The sequence below is a fragment of the Methyloligella halotolerans genome (assembly GCF_001708935.1).
Classification (GTDB): Bacteria; Pseudomonadota; Alphaproteobacteria; order Rhizobiales; family Methyloligellaceae; genus Methyloligella; species Methyloligella halotolerans.
Map to the genome: position 1 here is coordinate 44,077 of NZ_MASI01000010.1, position 18,217 is coordinate 62,293.

The 18,217-nt window shown below is 60.3% G+C and carries 19 protein-coding genes and 1 pseudogene; 11 read left to right on the forward strand and 9 right to left on the reverse strand.

Going from position 1 to position 18,217, the window contains the following annotated elements; translation table 11 throughout:
- The first annotated feature begins 16 nt into the window (after positions 1-16).
- The 5 genes and pseudogenes from A7A08_RS14190 to A7A08_RS14210 all read left to right on the forward strand — a co-directional run bounded on the left by A7A08_RS14190 (position 17) and on the right by A7A08_RS14210 (position 6,928).
- Positions 17-541, forward strand: coding sequence for a hypothetical protein (locus A7A08_RS14190; RefSeq protein WP_208430648.1), 525 nt, complete (start codon positions 17-19; stop codon positions 539-541).
- A gap of 27 nt (positions 542-568) precedes the next feature.
- On the forward strand, positions 569-2,029 hold the full coding sequence (locus A7A08_RS14195; RefSeq protein ID WP_069096127.1) for a DUF1254 domain-containing protein: 1,461 nt from the start codon (positions 569-571) through the stop codon (positions 2,027-2,029).
- Positions 2,030-2,226: 197 nt separating this feature from the next.
- Positions 2,227-4,753, forward strand: a pseudogene (locus A7A08_RS14200) (arylsulfatase).
- A gap of 37 nt (positions 4,754-4,790) precedes the next feature.
- Positions 4,791-5,468: an ion channel gene (locus A7A08_RS14205; RefSeq protein ID WP_069096128.1), complete on the forward strand. Its 678-nt coding sequence runs from the start codon at positions 4,791-4,793 to the stop codon at positions 5,466-5,468.
- A gap of 242 nt (positions 5,469-5,710) precedes the next feature.
- Entirely contained in the window at positions 5,711-6,928 is a 1,218-nt protein-coding gene (locus A7A08_RS14210) for a site-specific integrase (protein WP_069096129.1), read from the forward strand.
- A 137-nt stretch (positions 6,929-7,065) separates the two neighbouring features.
- Here A7A08_RS14210 and A7A08_RS14215 read toward each other — a convergent pair whose 3' ends face one another.
- Together A7A08_RS14215 and A7A08_RS14220 are read right to left on the reverse strand one after the other, a co-directional pair.
- A complete protein-coding gene (locus A7A08_RS14215) occupies positions 7,066-7,368 on the reverse strand; it encodes a hypothetical protein (protein ID WP_069096130.1) in 303 nt (100 codons plus the stop codon).
- Complete coding sequence (locus A7A08_RS14220; protein ID WP_069096131.1) at positions 7,365-8,075, reverse strand: ParA family protein; 711 nt, start codon at positions 8,073-8,075, stop codon at positions 7,365-7,367. Before A7A08_RS14220 ends, A7A08_RS14215 begins: the two co-directional genes overlap by 4 nt.
- Positions 8,076-8,479: 404 nt before the next feature.
- Between A7A08_RS14220 and A7A08_RS16060 the strand changes: the two genes are divergently transcribed.
- From A7A08_RS16060 to A7A08_RS14235, 3 genes are all read left to right on the forward strand, one after another.
- The gene (locus tag A7A08_RS16060) at positions 8,480-8,761 is read left to right on the forward strand and encodes a hypothetical protein (RefSeq protein ID WP_141694015.1); all 282 of its coding nucleotides are present in this window, start codon (positions 8,480-8,482) and stop codon (positions 8,759-8,761) included.
- Positions 8,742-9,863 carry a hypothetical protein gene (locus A7A08_RS14230; RefSeq protein WP_141694016.1) on the forward strand — a complete coding sequence of 374 codons (1,122 nt, stop codon included), beginning with the start codon at positions 8,742-8,744 and terminating at the stop codon, positions 9,861-9,863. Before A7A08_RS16060 ends, A7A08_RS14230 begins: the two co-directional genes overlap by 20 nt.
- Positions 9,864-10,472: 609 nt before the next feature.
- Positions 10,473-11,486, forward strand: a complete 1,014-nt coding sequence (locus A7A08_RS14235; protein ID WP_069096134.1) for a hypothetical protein — start codon at positions 10,473-10,475, stop codon at positions 11,484-11,486.
- A gap of 10 nt (positions 11,487-11,496) precedes the next feature.
- Here the strand turns inward: A7A08_RS14235 and A7A08_RS14240 are convergent, their stop codons facing one another.
- The 6 genes from A7A08_RS14240 to A7A08_RS14260 all read right to left on the reverse strand — a co-directional run bounded on the left by A7A08_RS14240 (position 11,497) and on the right by A7A08_RS14260 (position 15,966).
- A complete protein-coding gene (locus tag A7A08_RS14240) occupies positions 11,497-12,702 on the reverse strand; it encodes an NAD(P)/FAD-dependent oxidoreductase (protein ID WP_069096135.1) in 1,206 nt (401 codons plus the stop codon).
- A gap of 74 nt (positions 12,703-12,776) precedes the next feature.
- On the reverse strand, positions 12,777-13,607 hold the full coding sequence (locus tag A7A08_RS14245) for an alpha/beta fold hydrolase (RefSeq protein WP_069096163.1): 831 nt from the start codon (positions 13,605-13,607) through the stop codon (positions 12,777-12,779).
- A gap of 261 nt (positions 13,608-13,868) precedes the next feature.
- Complete coding sequence (locus A7A08_RS14250) at positions 13,869-14,720, reverse strand: helix-turn-helix transcriptional regulator (RefSeq protein WP_083226817.1); 852 nt, start codon at positions 14,718-14,720, stop codon at positions 13,869-13,871.
- 120 nt (positions 14,721-14,840) lie between these two features.
- Complete coding sequence (locus tag A7A08_RS14255) at positions 14,841-15,413, reverse strand: TRM11 family methyltransferase (protein WP_069096137.1); 573 nt, start codon at positions 15,411-15,413, stop codon at positions 14,841-14,843.
- A gap of 95 nt (positions 15,414-15,508) precedes the next feature.
- Complete coding sequence (locus A7A08_RS16375; RefSeq protein ID WP_169823016.1) at positions 15,509-15,676, reverse strand: hypothetical protein; 168 nt, start codon at positions 15,674-15,676, stop codon at positions 15,509-15,511.
- A complete protein-coding gene (locus A7A08_RS14260; RefSeq protein WP_342586697.1) occupies positions 15,676-15,966 on the reverse strand; it encodes a hypothetical protein in 291 nt (96 codons plus the stop codon). Before A7A08_RS14260 ends, A7A08_RS16375 begins: the two co-directional genes overlap by 1 nt.
- A 392-nt stretch (positions 15,967-16,358) precedes the next feature.
- On the opposite strand from A7A08_RS14260, the gene A7A08_RS14265 reads away from it, so the two are divergent.
- From A7A08_RS14265 to A7A08_RS14275, 3 genes are read left to right on the forward strand one after another with little or no spacing between them, the layout of a single operon-like run.
- Positions 16,359-17,081, forward strand: a complete 723-nt coding sequence (locus tag A7A08_RS14265; protein ID WP_141694017.1) for a hypothetical protein — start codon at positions 16,359-16,361, stop codon at positions 17,079-17,081.
- A gap of 32 nt (positions 17,082-17,113) precedes the next feature.
- On the forward strand, positions 17,114-17,332 hold the full coding sequence (locus A7A08_RS14270; RefSeq protein ID WP_069096139.1) for a hypothetical protein: 219 nt from the start codon (positions 17,114-17,116) through the stop codon (positions 17,330-17,332).
- Between the two features lie 58 nt (positions 17,333-17,390).
- A complete protein-coding gene (locus A7A08_RS14275) occupies positions 17,391-17,585 on the forward strand; it encodes a hypothetical protein (protein ID WP_069096140.1) in 195 nt (64 codons plus the stop codon).
- A gap of 179 nt (positions 17,586-17,764) precedes the next feature.
- On the opposite strand, the gene A7A08_RS14280 is transcribed toward A7A08_RS14275, so the two are convergent.
- Positions 17,765-18,157 (reverse strand): hypothetical protein, encoded by a 393-nt coding sequence (locus tag A7A08_RS14280; RefSeq protein WP_169823017.1) that lies wholly within the window; start codon positions 18,155-18,157, stop codon positions 17,765-17,767.
- Between the last annotated feature and the right edge of the window lie 60 nt (positions 18,158-18,217).

Sequence of the window (18,217 nt, forward strand, 5' to 3'; positions counted from 1 at the left end):
GCTTAGGGAGTGTCCAATGACTAGCAGAGTCCAAGTCGGCATCGCCGTTTCGGCTACCCTCACCGCCGTTCTTCTCGGGATGGCGGCCGCTGTGGCAGATGAGCCGAAGAAGGCCGATTTTCTATTCGTCCAGAGTGCCGACAGCATGAGTTACGATGCCGCCGACAATAGACTTACTCTTAAGGGCGTCAGTCCCGTCACAGTATTTTTTACTGATCGTCCGGAGCGGATCGCGGGTAATATGAAGACGACCAAGTTCGTGCCGTTCTGGAGCGAGGGGGACGACAGTTTCAAGTCCTACCCGCCCAACGCCGACATCTCCGTTTTGGAGGGCAAAGAGCTAAAGCAGACTGTGGTTGAGCTGCAGGATCCCAAGCTCGATGGCGATAGCCTCAGCTACACGGTCAAGGTGATTAAAGGCGAGATGCCGGAATCCGCGACGGAAGTCGCCGTGTTCATCGACATCATCGGCCGGCCCCTGACGCCCTTGTCCTACGCAGGCGTCGCCCGCCGGACCTACCGCCGCGCCTTTTTGTACTAGGGCACGTCACCACCAGGAGGAAACGTCATGCTTAGTATCGATTACGCGTTTCGGGCACTTCGAAGCGCGGTCGCGCCCGCCGTCGTTCTGGCCGCCTTTATGACCGTCGCCATGACCGTCACCCCAGCCAAGGCGATGACGCAGGAGGACGCCAACGCGATCGCGACGGAGGCGTATCTCTATTTCTATTCGCTGGTCACGATGGACCTGACTCGTCTGCAGTCCACGAATGTCGAGAAGGTCGATGGGTTCAAAGGACCCGCGAACGTTTTCGTCAATGTCCCGGCCTATCCCACTGCCGAGATGAAGACCGTGGTGCGACCGAATTTCGACACGCTCTACTCGTCTGCGTGGCTGGATCTCACCAACGGAGCCCTGGTCGTCTCAGTACCCGACACCGGCGGACGCTATTACCTGATGCCAATCCTGGACATGTGGACCGACGTGTTCGCTTCGCCCGGTTGGCGGACCACCGGCACGGGGGCGCAGACCTATCTGATTGCGCCGCCCGGCTGGCGGCCCGATCTGCGTGACGACCTGGCGGAGAAGCTGGAGCTTCCGGAGGGCACCCTGCGCGTCGATGCGCCGACGCCCTATGCCTGGATCATCGGGCGGATCAAAACCGACGGTCCCTCTGACTACGGCGCCGTCCACAAGATCCAGGACGGGCTGACGCTGAAACCTCTGTCTGAGATGCGCAACGCGGACTGGAAGCCCAGCCCGACGAAGATCGACTCCAACGTGGACATGAAGACGCCCCCCAAGATGCAGGTCGACACAATGTCCGGCGATGCCTTCTTCACCTACGCAGCCGAGCTTCTGAAGCTGCACCCGCCCCACTTCACCGACCAGCCGATCCTGTCACGCATGGAGCGTCTCGGTATCGAGCGCGGGAAGAGCTTCGATTTCGAGAATGCCGATCCCGTGGTCAAGAAGGCCATCCAGCAGGCGCCGAAAGCCGCGCAGGAGCTGATGGCTTGGAAGACTCCGCGGCTGGCGAATGTCGTGAACGGGTGGTCGATGAACACCGATACGATGGGCGTTTACGGCAGCTATTACCTCAAGCGCGCTATCGTCACCCAGGTGGGGCTCGGCGCCAATCTGCCGCAAGATGCCGTCTATCCGCTGAACATCGGCGACAAGGATGACAAGCCGCTCGACGGCTCCAACACCTACACCATCCATTTCGACAAGGACGAGATCCCGCCTGTCGACGCCTTCTGGTCGATCACGCTCTACGGTCCGAAGGGGTATCAGGTCGCGAACTCGCTCGATCGGTTCGCAGTGTCGAGCTGGATGCCTTTCGCGTTCAACGAGGATGGCTCCCTCGACCTATATTTCCAGACCGAAAGTCCGGGGAAGGACAAGGAGGCGAATTGGCTTCCGGCACCCAAGGGACCGTTCAACCTGACCATGCGGCTCTATGCGCCGAGAAGCGAAGCGCTGACTGGGAAGTGGAATCCTCCGCCGGTCACCAAGGCCGAGTAGCCGGCAACGATGTTGGGGTGCTGCTTGAGAAAGGCGGCACCCCCTCGACCCGTCTCGACACCGGACAGCTTCAAGAGCCGGAGAGACGAACATGAAGACCGCTGCCGTGGGACTGGCGTCATTCTTCGACGGGACCGGGCAGCCAATGGAGATTGAGCTTGTAAAGCCAGCGCTATCCTCAGCAATGGGAGGTTGTGATGCGTTGTTATTTCCTTGGTTTCCGCGCCGGTTTTTTCGGTGCCTACATAGCCTTAGCCTCAGTCGTGACAGCCGCCCAGGCGCAGGAGACGACCGGAACCCCGGGGTCACCCAGCGCGACGACGACGATCGACGGCCGGCAACTGCCCGCGCCAGACCCGAAGTTCGGCGGGGTGATCAAAGACGATGCCCTGCAATCGACGCCGTGGTGGGCGCCGAGGGTCGTGCCGCCGAAGCAGGCGCCGAATATCCTGCTGATCATCACCGACGATTCCGGCTTCGGCGTTCCGAGCACGTTCGGCGGTGTCATCCCGACGCCGACCATGGACGACATCGCGAATGGGGGGCTTCGCTATACCCACGTCTACTCGACGGCTTTGTGCTCTCCGACCCGGGCCGCGCTGATCACGGGACGCAATCATCACTCGGCCGGCTTTGGCGTGATCTCGGAGCAGTCGACCGGCTTTCCCGGCTACAACAGCATCATTGCGAAGGACAAGGCGACGGTCGGGCGAGTCCTGCTCGATAACGGCTATGCCACGTCGTGGTTCGGCAAGGACCACAACACGCCGGCCTTCACGGCCAGTCAGGTCGGGCCGTTCGACCAGTGGCCGACAGGCATGGGCTTCGAATATTTCTACGGGTTCGTCGGTGGGGACACCAATCAGTGGGAACCGAACCTGTTCCGCAACACCACGCAGATCTACCCGTATCTCGGTCATGAGCCCGGAAGCTGGAATCTGATCACCGCTATGGCCGACGATGCCATCGACTGGATGACGCGGATGCATCAGACGGATCCCAGCAAGCCGCTCTTCATCAAATATGCGCCCGGAGCCACCCACGCGCCGCATCACCCCACACAAGAGTGGGTCGACAAGATCCACGCGATGCATCTGTTCGACGACGGCTACGAGAAGCTGCGCGAGCGCATCTTCGAAAATCAGAAGCGGCTGGGGATCGCGCCACAGGATGCCGAACTGACCCCATGGCCGAAGGATCTCCTCAAGCCCTGGGACGAGCTGACTCCGGAGGCGCAGAAGCTGTTCATCCGGCAGGTCGAGGTTTTCGCCGCCTATTCGGCCTACAACGACCATGAGATCGGCCGGGTCATTCAAGCCTTCGAGGATCTCGGCAGGCTCGACAACACGCTCATCATCTACATCAACGGTGATAACGGCACGAGCGCCGAGGGCGGACCGCTGGGGACGCCCAACGAGGTCGCCTTCTTCAACGGCCTGAACGAGATCCCCGTCGACGTACAGATGAAATTCTACGACGTCTGGGGCACGGACAAGACCTACAATCACATGTCGGCCGGCTGGTCGTGGGCCTTCGACACGCCGTTCGACTGGTTCAAGCAGAATGCCTCGCGGCTCGGCGGCATCAACCAGAACATGGTTGTCTCGTGGCCCGCGCACATCACGGATAAGGGCGGTCTGCGCAAGCAGTTCGTCCATGTCATCGATGTGATGCCGACGATCCTGGAGGTCGCCGGCATCCAAGCACCCGACACGGTCGACGGCATCAAGCAGGCGCCGATCGAAGGGACGAGCTTCGCTTATACGTTCGATAAGGAGAACGCGAAGGCGCCTTCGCGCCACAAGACCCAATATTTTGAGATGATGGGCCAATGGGCGCTTTACGACGATGGCTGGCTGCTGAGCACGAAGGTCAACCGGGCCCCCTGGCAGGCCTTCGGACCCGCCAATCCCGATCCGCTGAACAATCAGGTCTTCCAGCTCTACGATCTGCACGAGGACTTCAACCAGACGGAAGACATCGCCGCTCAGCACCCGGAGAAGGTCGCCGAAATGCGGAAGACGTTCGAGGCGGAGGCGAGAAAGTATCAGGTCTTTCCGCTGGATGCCTCGGTGGCGGCCCGCATCGTTGCGCCGCGCCCGAACATCACGGCCGGACGCAGCGAATTCGTCTACACGCGGCCGATGGTCGGCCTGCCCCAGGGCGATTCCCCGCTTCTGCTGAACACCTCCTATACGATCACCGCCGAGATCGATGTGCCGGAAGGCGGGGCCGAGGGCATGATCCTCACCTCGGGCGGGCGCTTCGGTGGCTACGGCTTCTACCTGCTCGAAGGCAAGCCGGTGTTCCTCTGGAACATGGTCGATCTCGAACGGCTGAAGTGGGAAGGGCCGGACGCGCTGAGCCCCGGCCACCACACCGTCGCGTTCGACTTCGCCTATGACGGAATGGGCTCCGGTACGCTGGCGTACAACGATTTCAGCGGTGTCGGGCGTCCCGGGACAGGAACGCTGAAGGTCGACGGACAGGTGGTGGCCACCAAGAAGATGGAGAAAGACGCTGCCGATGATCCTGCAGTGGGACGAGAGCTTCGACATCGGTTCCGATACGCTCACAGGCGTCAACGACGCGGACTACAAGCCGCCGTTCCCGCTCTCGGCAAAACTCGAGAAGCTGACCGTCAAGTTGGACCGGCCGCAACTCACCCAGGCCGATATCTCCAAGCTCGAGGATGCGCAAAGGGGGGCCGCCGATGGGAAGTAATCGAGGTCGCGACAACGGCTGAGGGGCAGGGTTCGCGATGGATCAGAAACTGAACGCGCTGCGGGAGCGATGGCGCGATCCGATGCTCACCGCCCTCGCGGTCATGCTGACCCTGCTGCTCTTCGTGCTCGCGCCGCTTCGCGCGGAGCGAATTCCCGGCGCGCAAGAAGTGGGATTTGCGCTTGTGGCGGTGCTCACCGGGGCGGTGCTTATCCTGACCGGAAGACGCTACGCAATCTGGGTGCTCGTCACCGCCATTCTGCTCGCAGGGTTTGCGGCGATTCACCGGCTCGTCCGGCCTTCCATTCTGGATGTGTATTTCGATGCGGCTGCCTGGTTGCTGCTGAGCCTCGCGCTCATTCTGGAGGTCGGACGCACGGTGTTCGGGCCGGGGCGCGTGACCTATCACCGGGTGATGGGAGCCATGCTCCTCTATTTCGCGGTGGGCCTCGCTTTCGCCGCCATCTACGCCTTCATCGGTGCTGCGTCCGACACGGCGTTCAAGGGCTTCGTGGTCAGCGACAGCGCGAGCCTCGCCGACGTGCTGATCTATTTCAGCTTCGGCGTGCTGACCGGGATCGGTTCCGGCGACATCACGGCGGTGCATCCGATCGCGCGCAGCGTCGTGCTGGTGGAAGCCATGTTCGGGCAGCTCTATCCGGCGACGTTGCTGGCGCGGATCGTCACCCTGGAGATCGAGGACAGGCGGACCTAGGCGCCAGCGCGCGCAATCAGAGTTGGTGACCCCGGCTGGATTCGAACCAGCGACCCTCAGATTAGGAATATCATTATGAGCGTTATAGGAAATTACCGAAAATCAAATTTTGCTATTAAAAACAAATACTTCTTTCGATTTCTATTCGGCGCGTTATGGCCTCTTACGGCAAAAGTGGTTGCTATTTGGTAGCTATATGGTTGCTAATTTGCGGTGTTTCTTCTCCCTTTGAGGGTGACGATATGGGTGATCGGCTGACACGAAATGCGCTGAAGAAGATGACGCCCGGAGACCTTCTTTGGGACGGCGAACTTAAGGGGTTCGGTGCGCGCCGTCAGAGGGAGACGATCACGTTCTGTCTGAAGTGCAGGGTCAGGGGGCGGCAACGTTGGTATTCGATCGGACGTCTTGGCAGTCCTTGGACATTGGAAAGCGCTCGGCGCGAAGCGCTGCGGCTGTTGCTCAGCATCGCCGATGGTGAGGAGCCCGTTAGCCGCAAGAGGGACAAGCGGCCAGTGACCGTGGAGGAAGGGATCGAGCAGTTCCTGGACGAGCACGGACCGAAGCTGAAGCCAAGCACTCAGGCCGAGTATACGCGCCTTTGTCGGCTCAAAATCGTTCCGAAACTCGGAAAGCTCAAGCTCGACGAGGACATGCGGCGGGAAGTAGGTCGCATGCACAGCGGTATGGCGTCGACACCTCGTCAAGCCAACCTCGTCCTCATGGTGTTCTCCAGCTTCATAAGCTGGGCCGAGGCCAACGAGCTTCGCGAGGAGGGCAAGAACCCTTGCAGGCGCATCGCCAAGTATCGGGAGATGAAGCGAGAGCGCTATCTTTCTGGAGAGGAGCTCGGTCGCATAGGCAATGTTCTCGCGCGACGCGATGCAGCCGGTGAGGAGAGCCCCTTCTCCATCGCAGCTATCAGACTTCTGATCCTGACGGGTGCTCGCCTCGGTGAGATCCTCACCTTGAAGTGGTCCTACGTGGATGTGCCTCGGCGCCAGCTGCGGCTCCCGGATTCGAAGACCGGAGCAAAGGTCATCCGCTTGAACGATGCGGCGCTCACCCTCCTAGAGGCGGTTCCCAAACTGGCTGGTAACGCCTTTGTCATAGCTGGCGAGAAGAAGGGCAGCCACCTCGTAAATCTGCAAAAATCTTGGCGCCGAATTCGCCGGGAAGCGGACCTAGAAGACGTGCGGCTGCATGATCTGCGTCATTCCTATGCGAGCGTCGCAGCGGAACTTGGCGGTTCGTTGCCGATGATCGGCAAACTGCTGGGACACAAGCATTCTCAAACCACGGCGCGCTACACTCACCTGGCGGAAGATCCCATCGATTTTCTCAATGAACAGATCGGTGGGCGCATCGCTGCTGCGCTGTCATCGAACCTCGTGCCGCAAAAGTGCAACAGCCCCGAGGACGATCGGGACCCAACATGCGATCCGCTGCGTACAGAATGAGCACGTCATCTTTTCACAAGAGGCGAAAGTTGCCTAACCTGCTCGCAAGGTACAGCTGGGAAGCCAGGGCCCTGTCGGTGATAGCGAGAGCTGCGCTGGAGGACGCCTCGTCGAGGGGCGTCCATTTCTATGCCGTCTCAGCGATGAACGCCGGGCCGGCGACCATCCTCTACGATATCCCCCTCATCGATTTTCCAGCCGTCGTTCTTCAGCGCCTTGAGGATGAGATAGCGGAGGGTGGATCGCGTCTTTGCGGCTTCGATGCGCATGGCCTGGGCGAGATAGTCGGGCACGTCGGTGCGGATGGTGACGGAGGGGCTGCGGGGTTTGGGCTTACGGTCAAGGGTGGGGACGCCTCTGGACTTGGCATAGGCGTCGATGGACTCCTCGTCAGCCTTGGGGAGGCCAAGCGATGAGAAGGTCGGCTTGGTATCGCTCATGCGGCTCTAGCTTTCGTTGGTTGGGACAAGACCTGCAGAACTTCGTCGACGATGGTGTCCAGCTCGGCGATGGCCTTCTTGACTGGTCCCCTTCCCTTGTCCGCCAGGTGCGGCGGCATGCCCGAGATGAAGATCTCCCGATAGGGAGCCCGGCGCATCATCAAATGGGCGAAGCGCTTCAGGGCGGAGCCATCGAGCTCGGCAAGAGCGTGCCGTTGATAGAGCGGATTGAGGCAGTCGGCCTCGTTGACCAGAAGACGGTGACGGATCGACGAGCCGAAGCGCTGATTGAAGGCGTTGACCTCGCTCAACAGCTTGGCAGCCTCGCGCAGATCGGGCTCGGAGAGCTTCGCGGGCGTGACGACGAGATCGGAGGCGGCGATCGCTTTGATCATGGTCGCCTCGTATGCACCGGCAACGTCGATCAGGATGATGTCCGCTCCACTTTCCTTCGCACTCGCCAGGCTCTGATTGAAGCTGTCGGGGACGGCCTCCAGGACGGTGATGCCGGTCAGCAAGCCGCCGTGCTGCCGATGCCAGCGATAAAGGGTCTGGTTCTGATCGAGGTCGAGGATCGCGACCCTCCCTTCTCTGCTGGCCAGGGCGCCGGCGATGGCGGCGCAGAAGGTCGACTTGCCGACACCTCCCTTGGAGGAAGCGAAAGTGATGACGCGTTGCGTGCTGTCCGGTCGGGTGCGGGATTTCATGGAAGAATCATTTGCCGCGTGACCCGGCCGGTCAAGCAGACCTCCCGAACACCCCTCCAGTTCGCCATGAGGGGTGTTGCACATATGGCGATGCGGAGAGACGGCCATGTGGAGAGATGCCAATGCGTCCATCCGGAAAGCCCCCTCATCCGTCGGCATGGACTCCTACCCGTCCGGAGAGATGGATGCCTTCCCGTATGGAGGAAACGCCATACGGCAGGACGGAGACATGCACGCTTTTCCAGTCGGCGGGATGCACATTCGGACATATCGCCAGAAGGCCATGCCGACATATGGAAATGCGGTCGAGACGGAGACCCGCCTACCAGTCCACATGTCGTTCCGTACACTTGTCGTTCCGCACACTTGGAGACACGGAGAAGTCTCCGGACGGAGACCCAGCCATGAGCCAATCTTCACGGCTATCCCAATTGCGCCGGCGCTTCCGCTTCGTCGCTGGAGAGAAGGGGCAGGGTCGACGCAGAGATTATCGTGGTGACCGGGTGCGCCTGAACTTGCGAGTAAGCGAAGGTCTTGGGCGTCAGCTGGACGAATTGAAGCGTCTGTCCGGTACGGACAAGAACGTCTTCTGCGAACGCGCGATCGAGCAGGCCGTTCGCGACGCACTGGTTGCTGCCAGGAGTGAAACGACGGAAGGAGGGACCCGTGCGGATCAAGATATCTAGCGGCCTTACCCATTTGATGGTGGTCGGCGGGATTCTGATGAGCCTTGGATTGATCGCTGTCAGCGCGACCCTCAATTTCCGTATGGCATATCGGATGGCCGATAGTGAACTTGACGGGCTGATCTTCGGTAGCGGCGCTGCGCTGGCTGATGGGCTCAAGGCGATGCTCGCCTTCTTCGCTTGGTCGGCCTGGCGCAAAGGCGAGTGGCTGGCGGTGACGGCAGGAGCCGTACTATTCGTCGTATGCAGCAGCTATTCGCTCACGGCGGGCATCGGCTATGCGGCTCAACTCCGCGCTCACTCTGAAGCGGTACGCGTAAGCTCGGCACAAGCGCGGTCGGCCGTCATGGCAGAGATTACGAGACTCGAAGCGCGCCAAGAGCAACTGGGTGTTCAGCGGAGCAAGCAGGAAATCTCCGCCGATATCCAGACCGTTTACGCGCGGGTTCTGGGCAAGACAACGGTCGGTAAATATTCGCAGAACTGCACCACGGGCGGAAATTGGTCGCGTCATTCCTGCGCTGAAGAGGCGGCGCTGCAACTTGAATTGACACGGGCGGAAGAGGCCGAAAAGATCGGGCAGAGATTAACGGAGATGCGCGCGGAGTTGAGCTTATTGGGGGCGTCTGGAGCAGAGGGTCGCTCCGACCCCCAACTCGTTGCACTCAGCAATATCTCGAAGAGCGCCGGCTGGACCACTGACCAAGACAGTGTGCGTCTCTCCTTGTTGATCCTGGTGGGGAGCCTGTTCGAGCTGGGGAGCAGCTTGGGACTCTACGTGGCGACCGTTCCCTGGCGGAAGTCCGGCCCAGGCGAGGTGGGATCGTCACGCGAGATCGGCGCCGTGGAAGAGTTCGCGCTGGAGCGATTGGAGCCCAGACAAGGGGAAGGACTCAGCATCTCTGCTCTCTTCGGAGACTATCTGAGATGGGCGGCGGGAAGTGGCGCGGCTGCTCTGGCAGAGGCGGATTTTCGTGACCGCTTTCGAGAGCTAGCAACGGATTGCGGTTTGCCCACGCGCCGCAATCGGTCGCAACTCTTCTTCCCGAATGTCGGGCTGATCGAAACGGGAACGGCCGCCACAGATCGGGTCGCTGCCTAGCCGATAATAAAGCGGCCGAAGGCCACCATCTCCGCAAGGAGTGAGGGATCGCCCCAATCCAAGCTTTGGGGGCACCTTCGTTGGCGAGGGACGTAAGCCATCGGCGTCTTTCCCGAACTCTCTGTTCAGCCAAAGCATCCTTTCGGATGGTGTGGGAGCGCACTTATCCCCAGCCGGGGCGGTCTCTTCTTTCTCTAATAGTCTCTAGGAAGTCTCTTAGAGCGGGTAAGCGTCTGAACATTCGAAGGGTTTCGGAAGCCCTGTGGCGACGTTTCCCAAAACTGTGGCTCGGCTTCCGAGATATGTGCCCTCGCTTCCGAGATCTGCGACCCCGTTTCCCGGTATGCTGATGCGGCGAGCAGCGGACAATATTTCAATGGGATAGCGACCGGCTCGGCAGCTGGACGGCGAAGAGATGTGGCGGTCGTTCCCGGATCTGTGCTGGCTGTTCCGAGGAATGTGGCGGCTGTTCCCGAGACCGAACGCCTCGGTCATCCAGGCTCAAATCCATGTCGGTTGCGGCGACCACACAGATGGTTGCCCAATTATGTGGCGACCGTTCCCAAATCTGTTGCCGCCGTTCCGGTGATCAGATTACGATTCGGACACATGAATAACGCGCCTGCCTCCCGCGAGCTCTCCGACGCCGAGAAGAAGCGGCTCGAACGGGTGGGCAACAGGCGAGGGCGGAACCGACCGTCCAAGGTGCCCGCACGGCTTGCACGCACCAGCGCCTTCGCTCCGAAGCGCCGCGGTCTGATCACCGATTCATCCTTCGAGCGTCTCTACATCGTGCGCGGTCATTCCGTGGTGCGGGTGAGCGGCCGCGAGCTCGGCTCCCAGCACAGGGATGCGCTCTATGCCGTGTTCCGGCTGGGCCACGAGAGCGAGACGGTCAGGGATCCCTCCGCGACCCTGGGCTTGCGGAACTATATGAAGGTGGAGACCAGCTGGCGGGAGCTCCTCAAATGCATGGGGCTCACCCAGCATGTGAACAATGTTGCCGCCCTCCACTATACCTTCGAGGACATCAAGAAGGTGGTGGTGACGATCTATGAGGGGGACGAACAGCGCCTGCTGGAGAAGTTCCGCCAAGGCAAGCTGCCGAAGGATGGCGGCAAGATGGGCAACATGCTCCACGACGTGGAGTGGACGGGCCTCGGTCTCGACGACCGGGTCTGCGTCTATTACGGCGAGTGGAGTGCTGCCATGGTGGTGTCGGCGAAGCTGGTGAGCCTCAATGCCGACGTGCAGTTCGCCCTTGGCTCCGACTACGCAAAATCCTTCTGGCCCTACATCGACAGTTTCCAGAAGCACAGCTGGGTCGATGAAGACCGTCTGGCCGAGCTCGTGGGTCGGGATCTCTGGGGGCCGCATGAGAGCGCGGAAACCCGTCGCGACTTCCGGAGCAAGTGTCGCAAAGCCCTCGACGACATGGTCAAGGCCGGTGGCTTGCGATCATGGAGAGCCGAGATCAAAGGCGACGGCCGCCGTAAGTCCCGGCGTTATCATTATGAGCACGGACTTGATCCGCAGCTTGAGTTGCCAATCGCGCCGGAAAAGATCCTCGAGATGGAGGAGACAACTAAGGAGCGAACCGCAAAGGTAGCGGCCGCTCCTTAGTTAATTGAGATCAGAGATCCGTGACCCGCTGAGGTTCTGCCGAAGCAAGAGCTGCAGCTCGTACCGGTTTCGGCGGGTAGATCCAGATTGTGTTGATCTCCTGCTTTAACTTCTTCGCCTCGGCGCCAACGAGTTCCACATGTCGGTCCCAGCCGCGGGTGAGTAAGGCACCAGCGGTCCCAAGATCCAAGCAAGTGACGTAGGCCTCTTGGTGGTAGGGCATGAGAGGCTCTCCCAGAAGGTCGGCCACTGCATTGTGACCGGCAAACGCCCCCATGCGGGTCGCGTGCTGGCAGGACATCAGCGCATAGTTGCCCTTGTCATCACAGGCTGCTTTTGCAGCATCGCCCGTAGCGTAGACACCTGGAACACCTTCAACGCGAAGCTCGCGGTCAACAAGCAAGCGCCCTAGATTGTCACGCTCACCGGGAACTTGCGCGGTCAGCGGTGCGGCGCGCATGCCTGCCGCCCAGATGACTGTCGAGCTCTCTATGCGCTCACCGCTGGTGAGGGTCGCTCCGCCGGCGTCGACCGAGGCAATGCCAACCCCCACACGGGCCTCGACACCAAGTTCGCGAAGCGCGTGCTCGATGATGGGGCGCGGACCTGGTCCCATATCAGGAGCCACGGCTTCGTTGCGGTCTACGATGACGACTTGGATGTCCGCATCGTCGCCGAACAATTGCCGAAGGCGAGCCGGCATTTCGGTTGCGACTTCAAGCCCCGTAAAGCCGGCGCCCGCAACGACGATGGTGTTACGCCGCTTCGACTCCGGTTGATCGGCCAAAGCTTTAAGGTGACGGTCGAGCGCAACAGCCTCGTCGAGCTGGTCGACGCTGAACGTGTGTTCGGCCACTCCCGGAATGTCAGGCCGAAACAGCCGGCTGCCCGTGGCGATAATTAGCCGATCGTAGTTCAGGGAGCGCTCCTCGCCGGATGGCGATTGCACCAGGACGGTTCGCGCCACTGTATCGATGCCCTTGGCGCTGCCTTCCACATACGTGACATCGATGGCGCTGAGGACGTCGTGCAGAGGCGCCGCCATCACTTCGGGATTCGGTTCGTATAGTCGTGGGCGGACGGCAAGGTGCGGAACGGGCGAGATGAGCACGATCTCAAGCTCATCAGGCTTGACGCCCTTTATGTCGCGCAGGCGTGCGGAAGAAAGTGCCGCGTACATGCCGGCAAACCCGGCACCGATGATTGCGATTCGCATGAGAGAAGTTCCTCTAGAATGCTGGCTAACTGAGGCGGTGGTCGCCGCCGGGACTGGGGTGTGACGAGGGGCCGTCAGGCTCTGACGAACTCAAGCAGGTCGCTATTGATGGACTGGGCATGGGTGGTGGCCATGCCGTGCGGGAAACCTTGGTAGATCTTCAAGGTGCGGTTTCTCAGGAGGGTCTCAGCCACCGGAGCCGAGGCGACGAGTGGGACGATCTGGTCGTCGTCGCCATGCATCAGCAGTGTCGGTGCCTCGATGAGTTTCAGGTCGTCCGTAAAGTCCGTTTCGGAGAAGGCCTTGATTCCCAGATAGTGGGCGTTGGCTGCGCCGGTCATCGCTTGCCGCCACCAGTTCCAAATAACCGGTTGTGACCGCTCAGTTCCCGGACGATTGAAGCCGTAGAAGGGACCGCTCGCGAAATCGAGGTAGAAACTCGATCGGTTTGCGGCCAGCTCCTTGCGGAGGCCATTGAAGACTTCGATAGGCAGGCCCTCGGGGTTCGCCGGTGTCTTGAGCATGAGAGGGGGTACTGCGCCAATGAGCACGAGTTTCGCCACGCGATCTTTTCCATGGCGGGCGACATAACGGGTCGCCTCACCGCCACCCGTCGAATGGCCGATGTGAATAGCATCACGAAGATCCAGGTGGTCGACCACAGCTGCGACGTCCGTCGCGTAGTGGTCCATGTCGTGGCCATCGCTGACTTGGCTGGACCGGCCGTGACCGCGACGGTCGTGCGCGACCACACGGTAGCCCTTCTCAAGAAAGAAGAGCATCTGGTTATCCCAGTCGTCCGCGCTCAGTGGCCAACCATGGTGAAATACGATTGGCTGAGCTGTCTTAGGGCCCCAATCTTTGTAAAAGATCTGGACGCCATCTTGAGTGTTGATTGTTGGCATGTTGCCGCTCCTTTCGATCGAGCATCGGGAGGTTTCAGTGCTTCCTCCCAACACCGATGCGGCGGCGACAGCTGTAGCCATTGCATATGCGAACACGTTGGAGAGGATTTCTCGCCAAGCCTCTCCGAGAAATTGATTGATCAGGTGTTTCGCGTTCATCAACTGACTCCGTCGATCATCGGCGTGGGTACAGTCGATGATCTAGCGAGGCCCGTTTGACGCTGCGCCAGCGGAATTGCTCGGTTGAAGCGGAATTGCGGCCTATGAAGCGCCGCGTCGCCAGTCGGTCGGTGAAACACCCGTTAGCCGCTTGAATGCGGCCGCGAAAGCCGTCTGGGAGCCATAGCCCAGTTCCAGTGCAATCGAGAGCACGGACATCGATGGATCACGAAGCATAGCCATGGCTCGCTCCAACCGGTGTTGTCGTAGCCAGGCATGGGGCGACAATCCGGTACTCGCCTTGAAGGCACGACAGAAATGAAAGCGGGAAAGTCTGGCTTCCGCGGCTAAGGCGGCAAGAGAAACATCCGTCTCGCTCTCTGACCTCAGGCGGTCGATGGAGCGGCGAAGCACGTGTGGCGGCAGGCCTCCCGAGTGCAGGTGGGAAACCTCTGGAATGCCGGTGTGTGCGGACAGGACGCGTGTTGCCAAAAGCTCCGTCAGTTGCTGACGAAACAGAGAATCCAGCGCTGCGCTTCCGTCGAGGGCCTCAGTGGCAGTGGCAAGCAGCCGTGAGGTGATCGGATCAGGATGGCCCGTTCTTTCCAGAAGCAGAGCTTGAGCGGCTTTATCCGCCTCGGTCGCAATACGAGTGAGAGTCTCCTGGGGAAGGTAGAGCTGCACAACGTCGACATTACCCGATATGTCCCACCGAGCACTCGACCCGGCGGGGATTATCGTCACAGCCCCCGGCCGAGCCATACCCGATGATGTGTGTTTGCCCGATCGCCGTTCCAAACGTTGCGATGTACCGATATACGTCATGACCACGTGATCGATCATCGGCTCTACGACATCGTGGAGCTCTCCGTGGTTCCAGCGTGCAATCGACCCGGATGACGGATCGATACCTGAAGCAATGCGAAGAGGAGCGGTTTTGAGAACCCGTGCCATTTCCTGATCTGCAGGACGGCGATCGCCTGACTCGTGGTCATCCACGCTAACAGTCTCCGCTGGGAGTTCTTACCTACGGGCAAGGGTGTTATCGTCGATCATATCTTCCCGTGGGAAGAGTCAATACTTGAATTCTCGCGTCGATAACCAGCGAAATTCTGTCGCTCCGGGATAGTCGTGTCGCCAGATCATCCAGCAATAGCGCTGTTTGGCGATCGACGTGGTCGCCCGGCCTGGATCCCCGTAGGACCAGCAGGCACATTCGTCGAGGGCGTATATAACCGCAGGCGGATTTCCCACGTAGAAGTCATGTCGGATGGGATGGCACAGGCCGCTCAGATTCATCAGCATGGCTACCTTGCCTCCGGTCTCTTTGGTCAGACGCAAAGCATGCCGCACGAACGCATCGGCCAATCCACGACCATAGGGGGGATTGGTGACGATGTGCTTGGCGAGCGGTCGCCGCTCGCCAAGGAAGTCGCGGTCCGCTTCACCGAAGCCATAATCGACGAGATCGGTGGACACCACGTCGTGGCCGTTCTCAAGAAGCACTTTGGCAATATGGCCTTCACCACAGGCGGGCTCCCAGATACTTCCGTCGAACTCTTCTGCGGAGAGTAGCGCGCGGGTGGCCTTTGGGGGTGTCGGATAAAACTCGTACGCGGCGCGCTTGGGATGGATCCGCGGTCCCATGCGAAAGGCGTGGGCGGTTTCCGTAACGATCTCGTTGGGATTTAAGAGTCGTGCCGGTCTCCGGAACGCGTTTGTCGAGGGATGGAGTAGGAGCATCATCGATCGCAGCTTTCGTTAGCGTCCCACGTGTAGGCGGGATTGTTGTTGTAGTGCTCGGCGAACAGCGCCTCTGCGAGATCGTCGAACTGATGGGGCGTCAGTCCGGGGTGGGTCTCCCCGAACTGACCGCGCAGGAATGCGCGGTCGTTCGCGGAGAGGTCCATTAGGCCGCTCCTCCTTTTGTGGACTCGGCCTTCTCCTTGCGAATGCGGATGACAAGGCGTCCGTCATTGCTGGTCGGCACGAAGTCGAGACTGAGGTTCAGACCTTGCCCGTCCTCATGGATCCAGGCGGCGCCGATCTTGGTCCAGAAGGCGTTCTTGCCCTCGCCGCGCACGTGGCAAATGTCGTGCGTAGGTGTGCGGTTGGTGGTTTGCTGATTGGCCATGGTGGCTATCTCCTGTTTGGTTGAAGGCCACACCCGTTGCGGCCTGTCGGCGGTCAGAAGAGCCATCGGCTGGGACGGGATCGCCATAGGGGAGGGGCATCGCCCGGCTGCACGTGGCATATGCCGAGGAAGTCGGGGAAACCCCTTGGCGAGACCGTACCGTGGCTCACACCGCCCGACCTTCCTTGGCCGCAGAGGAGGGGAGCCCATCGGACGCAGGAGATATCCAAAGGAGGAGAAGTCAGCACCAGCCTGGCTGAGCCGGTGCATCGGGTTGTGCTCTCACGCGATGCAACGCATAAAGGTTGGCTTGTGCGTCAGAGCCGGGGGACGGGATGGGCTGGGAGCATATATTGAGGCGCGCAGCGTGGAATGTTGGCTACGCTGTTGGCAGCAAGATTGGTGAGACGGTCACGCGATCCCGGTCGCAATCGGAGCCACCACGAACGATGCGCCGGGTGCAGACCGCACCCGAAAATCGCGAATCAGAGACGGTCCGCTTTTCGGCGGAGCAGGCGAGGTTGGCCAACGAGTTATCGATGCGGTTGACCATCTGGGGCAAGGCAAATCCTGAAGTGCTTTTTCGAGAATACCTCTCTGTTGCCATGGTCAACGACCCAGAGCTGAGGAATAAGAGCGAAGAGTTCCTATCCAGGGTGTACGAACGCGCGTCGGCGGATCGGATGAAGCCAATCATCCAAGAACTCCTGGTCGCTCTCAACGCTTTACGACGGACCAAGCCTGATGTGTTTCAGCAGATGATCGCGGTCCTCGTGAAGAGTTATCCGGTACTTGGCAGTTCTCTTCCGGGCAGAGAGTACAACCCAAAATGGGAGACGCAGCGCCACGCAGAGCACAAGTCCAATTTGATGTTGCTCGTTTCGCGTTGTCCGGTGCTCTTCGCCGAAGCCTACTTCGAGCTCGTGCGTCGCTTTATGCCCGAGCTGAACGATGCCTCATCCAACGACCAACTGCGGCATTTCGAGCGGTTAGCCTCCAAACAAGAAAACTGGAGATCACTCCGCGAAACTGTTTACGAAGGACTAAACAGCTGGATCAGACAGGATCCAAAGGGCTGCAGGCAGTTCCGTCGTGAGGTCGAGTTCATGAGGCTGAGCGTATGTGCGGCTGAGGAAGCGGGAAGGCGCGAGAAACGTCCACGCTGGGTCAGCGATCGCTGACCTTGGGTCGTTCTGTAAATCGGTGATCCGCGATGAGCGACTATCATTGGCCATGCCACGTATCTCAGGACGAAGACGGTACCGGCAAAACCCAAGAAGAAGCCGGGGCCCGCGCCCGCCAGGCTCTTCAGTACTTCCTTCTCTCCAGCGACGAGGAAGCGCTTTTGGCAATCGGCGTTTATCAGCATGGCGATACCGAGAGCGCCCTAACGGGCGAAATGATCCGCCTGAAGGTGGACCTGCCCGATTAGCAGCTCTCACCTGCCGATCCCGCTTGACCGTGTTCCTATTTTGTTCTGATCTCTCGCCATGCAAGAGGGGCAGGAATTCACCTTCCGGATCGAGGTTCTGGAGGATCATGGCTGGTCGGTCGAGGACGTCATGGCAGGGGCCGACCAGTTGCTCGTCGCCTACGCCGCCTTCCATGAGACGGTGAAGCAGAGACCGGGGAGGCGGGTCGTGCCCTGTCAGCGGGCGCGCATTATTGCAAAGAGTTGGGAATAGCGGGTCCGGGGCAGCAGCCGCCATGAGGATGGAGGGGCCATCCGGTCTATTCGGCGGCGTCCCACCGAAGAGGACGTGGTATTTGACTGCGCCCGGCGCGGCGCAGCTACCGCCTTATTCGCCAACTGAATGGTGGCCCGTGACGATTTTAGGCTGAGACCATTTCAACCACAAGATGCCTAATCGCTAGGCACCTTTGTTTTACGCAGCCTCGCTAACAGCGGGTCAGCGTCTTTTCGCGGTAGCTTGATCGACGTTTGTGGCAGTGGAGCAGGCGGGGATACACACGTAAGAAGTCGATCAATCGTATCGAGCGCCTGCTGCAGCGCGTGCAGCGTGCGCGGCGCATCCGCATCGAGCGCCAGATTGAACGCCCGGTCGATATCCGGCTGACACTGCGGCGGCATAGTTCCGGTGACTTCGCGGATGAAGTCCATCGTGTCGGAGACGACAGCGAGGCATTGCCGACGCAGCAATTCGTACGGTGAGCGCGACGCCATGCGGGCCAGAGCCTCAATCTGCTCGTCCAGCTCCCGGCGTCGCTCTGCAATCATGCGTTCAGGATAGCACAAGAATTGCGCAGCGCAGTTGAGGGCGGCTGAGCAACCTGCGAAAGTTACCCGTAAGCAAAT

Coding starts and splice junctions, on each gene's coding strand:
- A7A08_RS14195 (WP_069096127.1), top strand. CDS start 569: ATGCTTAGTATCGATTACGCGTTTCGGGCACTTCGAAGCGCGGTCGCG.
- A7A08_RS14260 (WP_342586697.1), bottom strand. CDS start 15,966: ATGGCTCTTCTGACCGCCGACAGGCCGCAACGGGTGTGGCCTTCAACC.
- A7A08_RS16060 (WP_141694015.1), top strand. CDS start 8,480: ATGAGCCAATCTTCACGGCTATCCCAATTGCGCCGGCGCTTCCGCTTC.
- A7A08_RS14210 (WP_069096129.1), top strand. CDS start 5,711: ATGGGTGATCGGCTGACACGAAATGCGCTGAAGAAGATGACGCCCGGA.
- A7A08_RS14255 (WP_069096137.1), bottom strand. CDS start 15,413: ATGGGACCGCGGATCCATCCCAAGCGCGCCGCGTACGAGTTTTATCCG.
- A7A08_RS14205 (WP_069096128.1), top strand. CDS start 4,791: ATGGATCAGAAACTGAACGCGCTGCGGGAGCGATGGCGCGATCCGATG.
- A7A08_RS16375 (WP_169823016.1), bottom strand. CDS start 15,676: ATGGACCTCTCCGCGAACGACCGCGCATTCCTGCGCGGTCAGTTCGGG.
- A7A08_RS14190 (WP_208430648.1), top strand. CDS start 17: ATGACTAGCAGAGTCCAAGTCGGCATCGCCGTTTCGGCTACCCTCACC.
- A7A08_RS14240 (WP_069096135.1), bottom strand. CDS start 12,702: ATGCGAATCGCAATCATCGGTGCCGGGTTTGCCGGCATGTACGCGGCA.
- A7A08_RS14245 (WP_069096163.1), bottom strand. CDS start 13,607: ATGCCAACAATCAACACTCAAGATGGCGTCCAGATCTTTTACAAAGAT.
- A7A08_RS14220 (WP_069096131.1), bottom strand. CDS start 8,075: ATGAAATCCCGCACCCGACCGGACAGCACGCAACGCGTCATCACTTTC.
- A7A08_RS14215 (WP_069096130.1), bottom strand. CDS start 7,368: ATGAGCGATACCAAGCCGACCTTCTCATCGCTTGGCCTCCCCAAGGCT.
- A7A08_RS14275 (WP_069096140.1), top strand. CDS start 17,391: ATGCAAGAGGGGCAGGAATTCACCTTCCGGATCGAGGTTCTGGAGGAT.
- A7A08_RS14270 (WP_069096139.1), top strand. CDS start 17,114: ATGAGCGACTATCATTGGCCATGCCACGTATCTCAGGACGAAGACGGT.
- A7A08_RS14250 (WP_083226817.1), bottom strand. CDS start 14,720: ATGGCACGGGTTCTCAAAACCGCTCCTCTTCGCATTGCTTCAGGTATC.
- A7A08_RS14235 (WP_069096134.1), top strand. CDS start 10,473: ATGAATAACGCGCCTGCCTCCCGCGAGCTCTCCGACGCCGAGAAGAAG.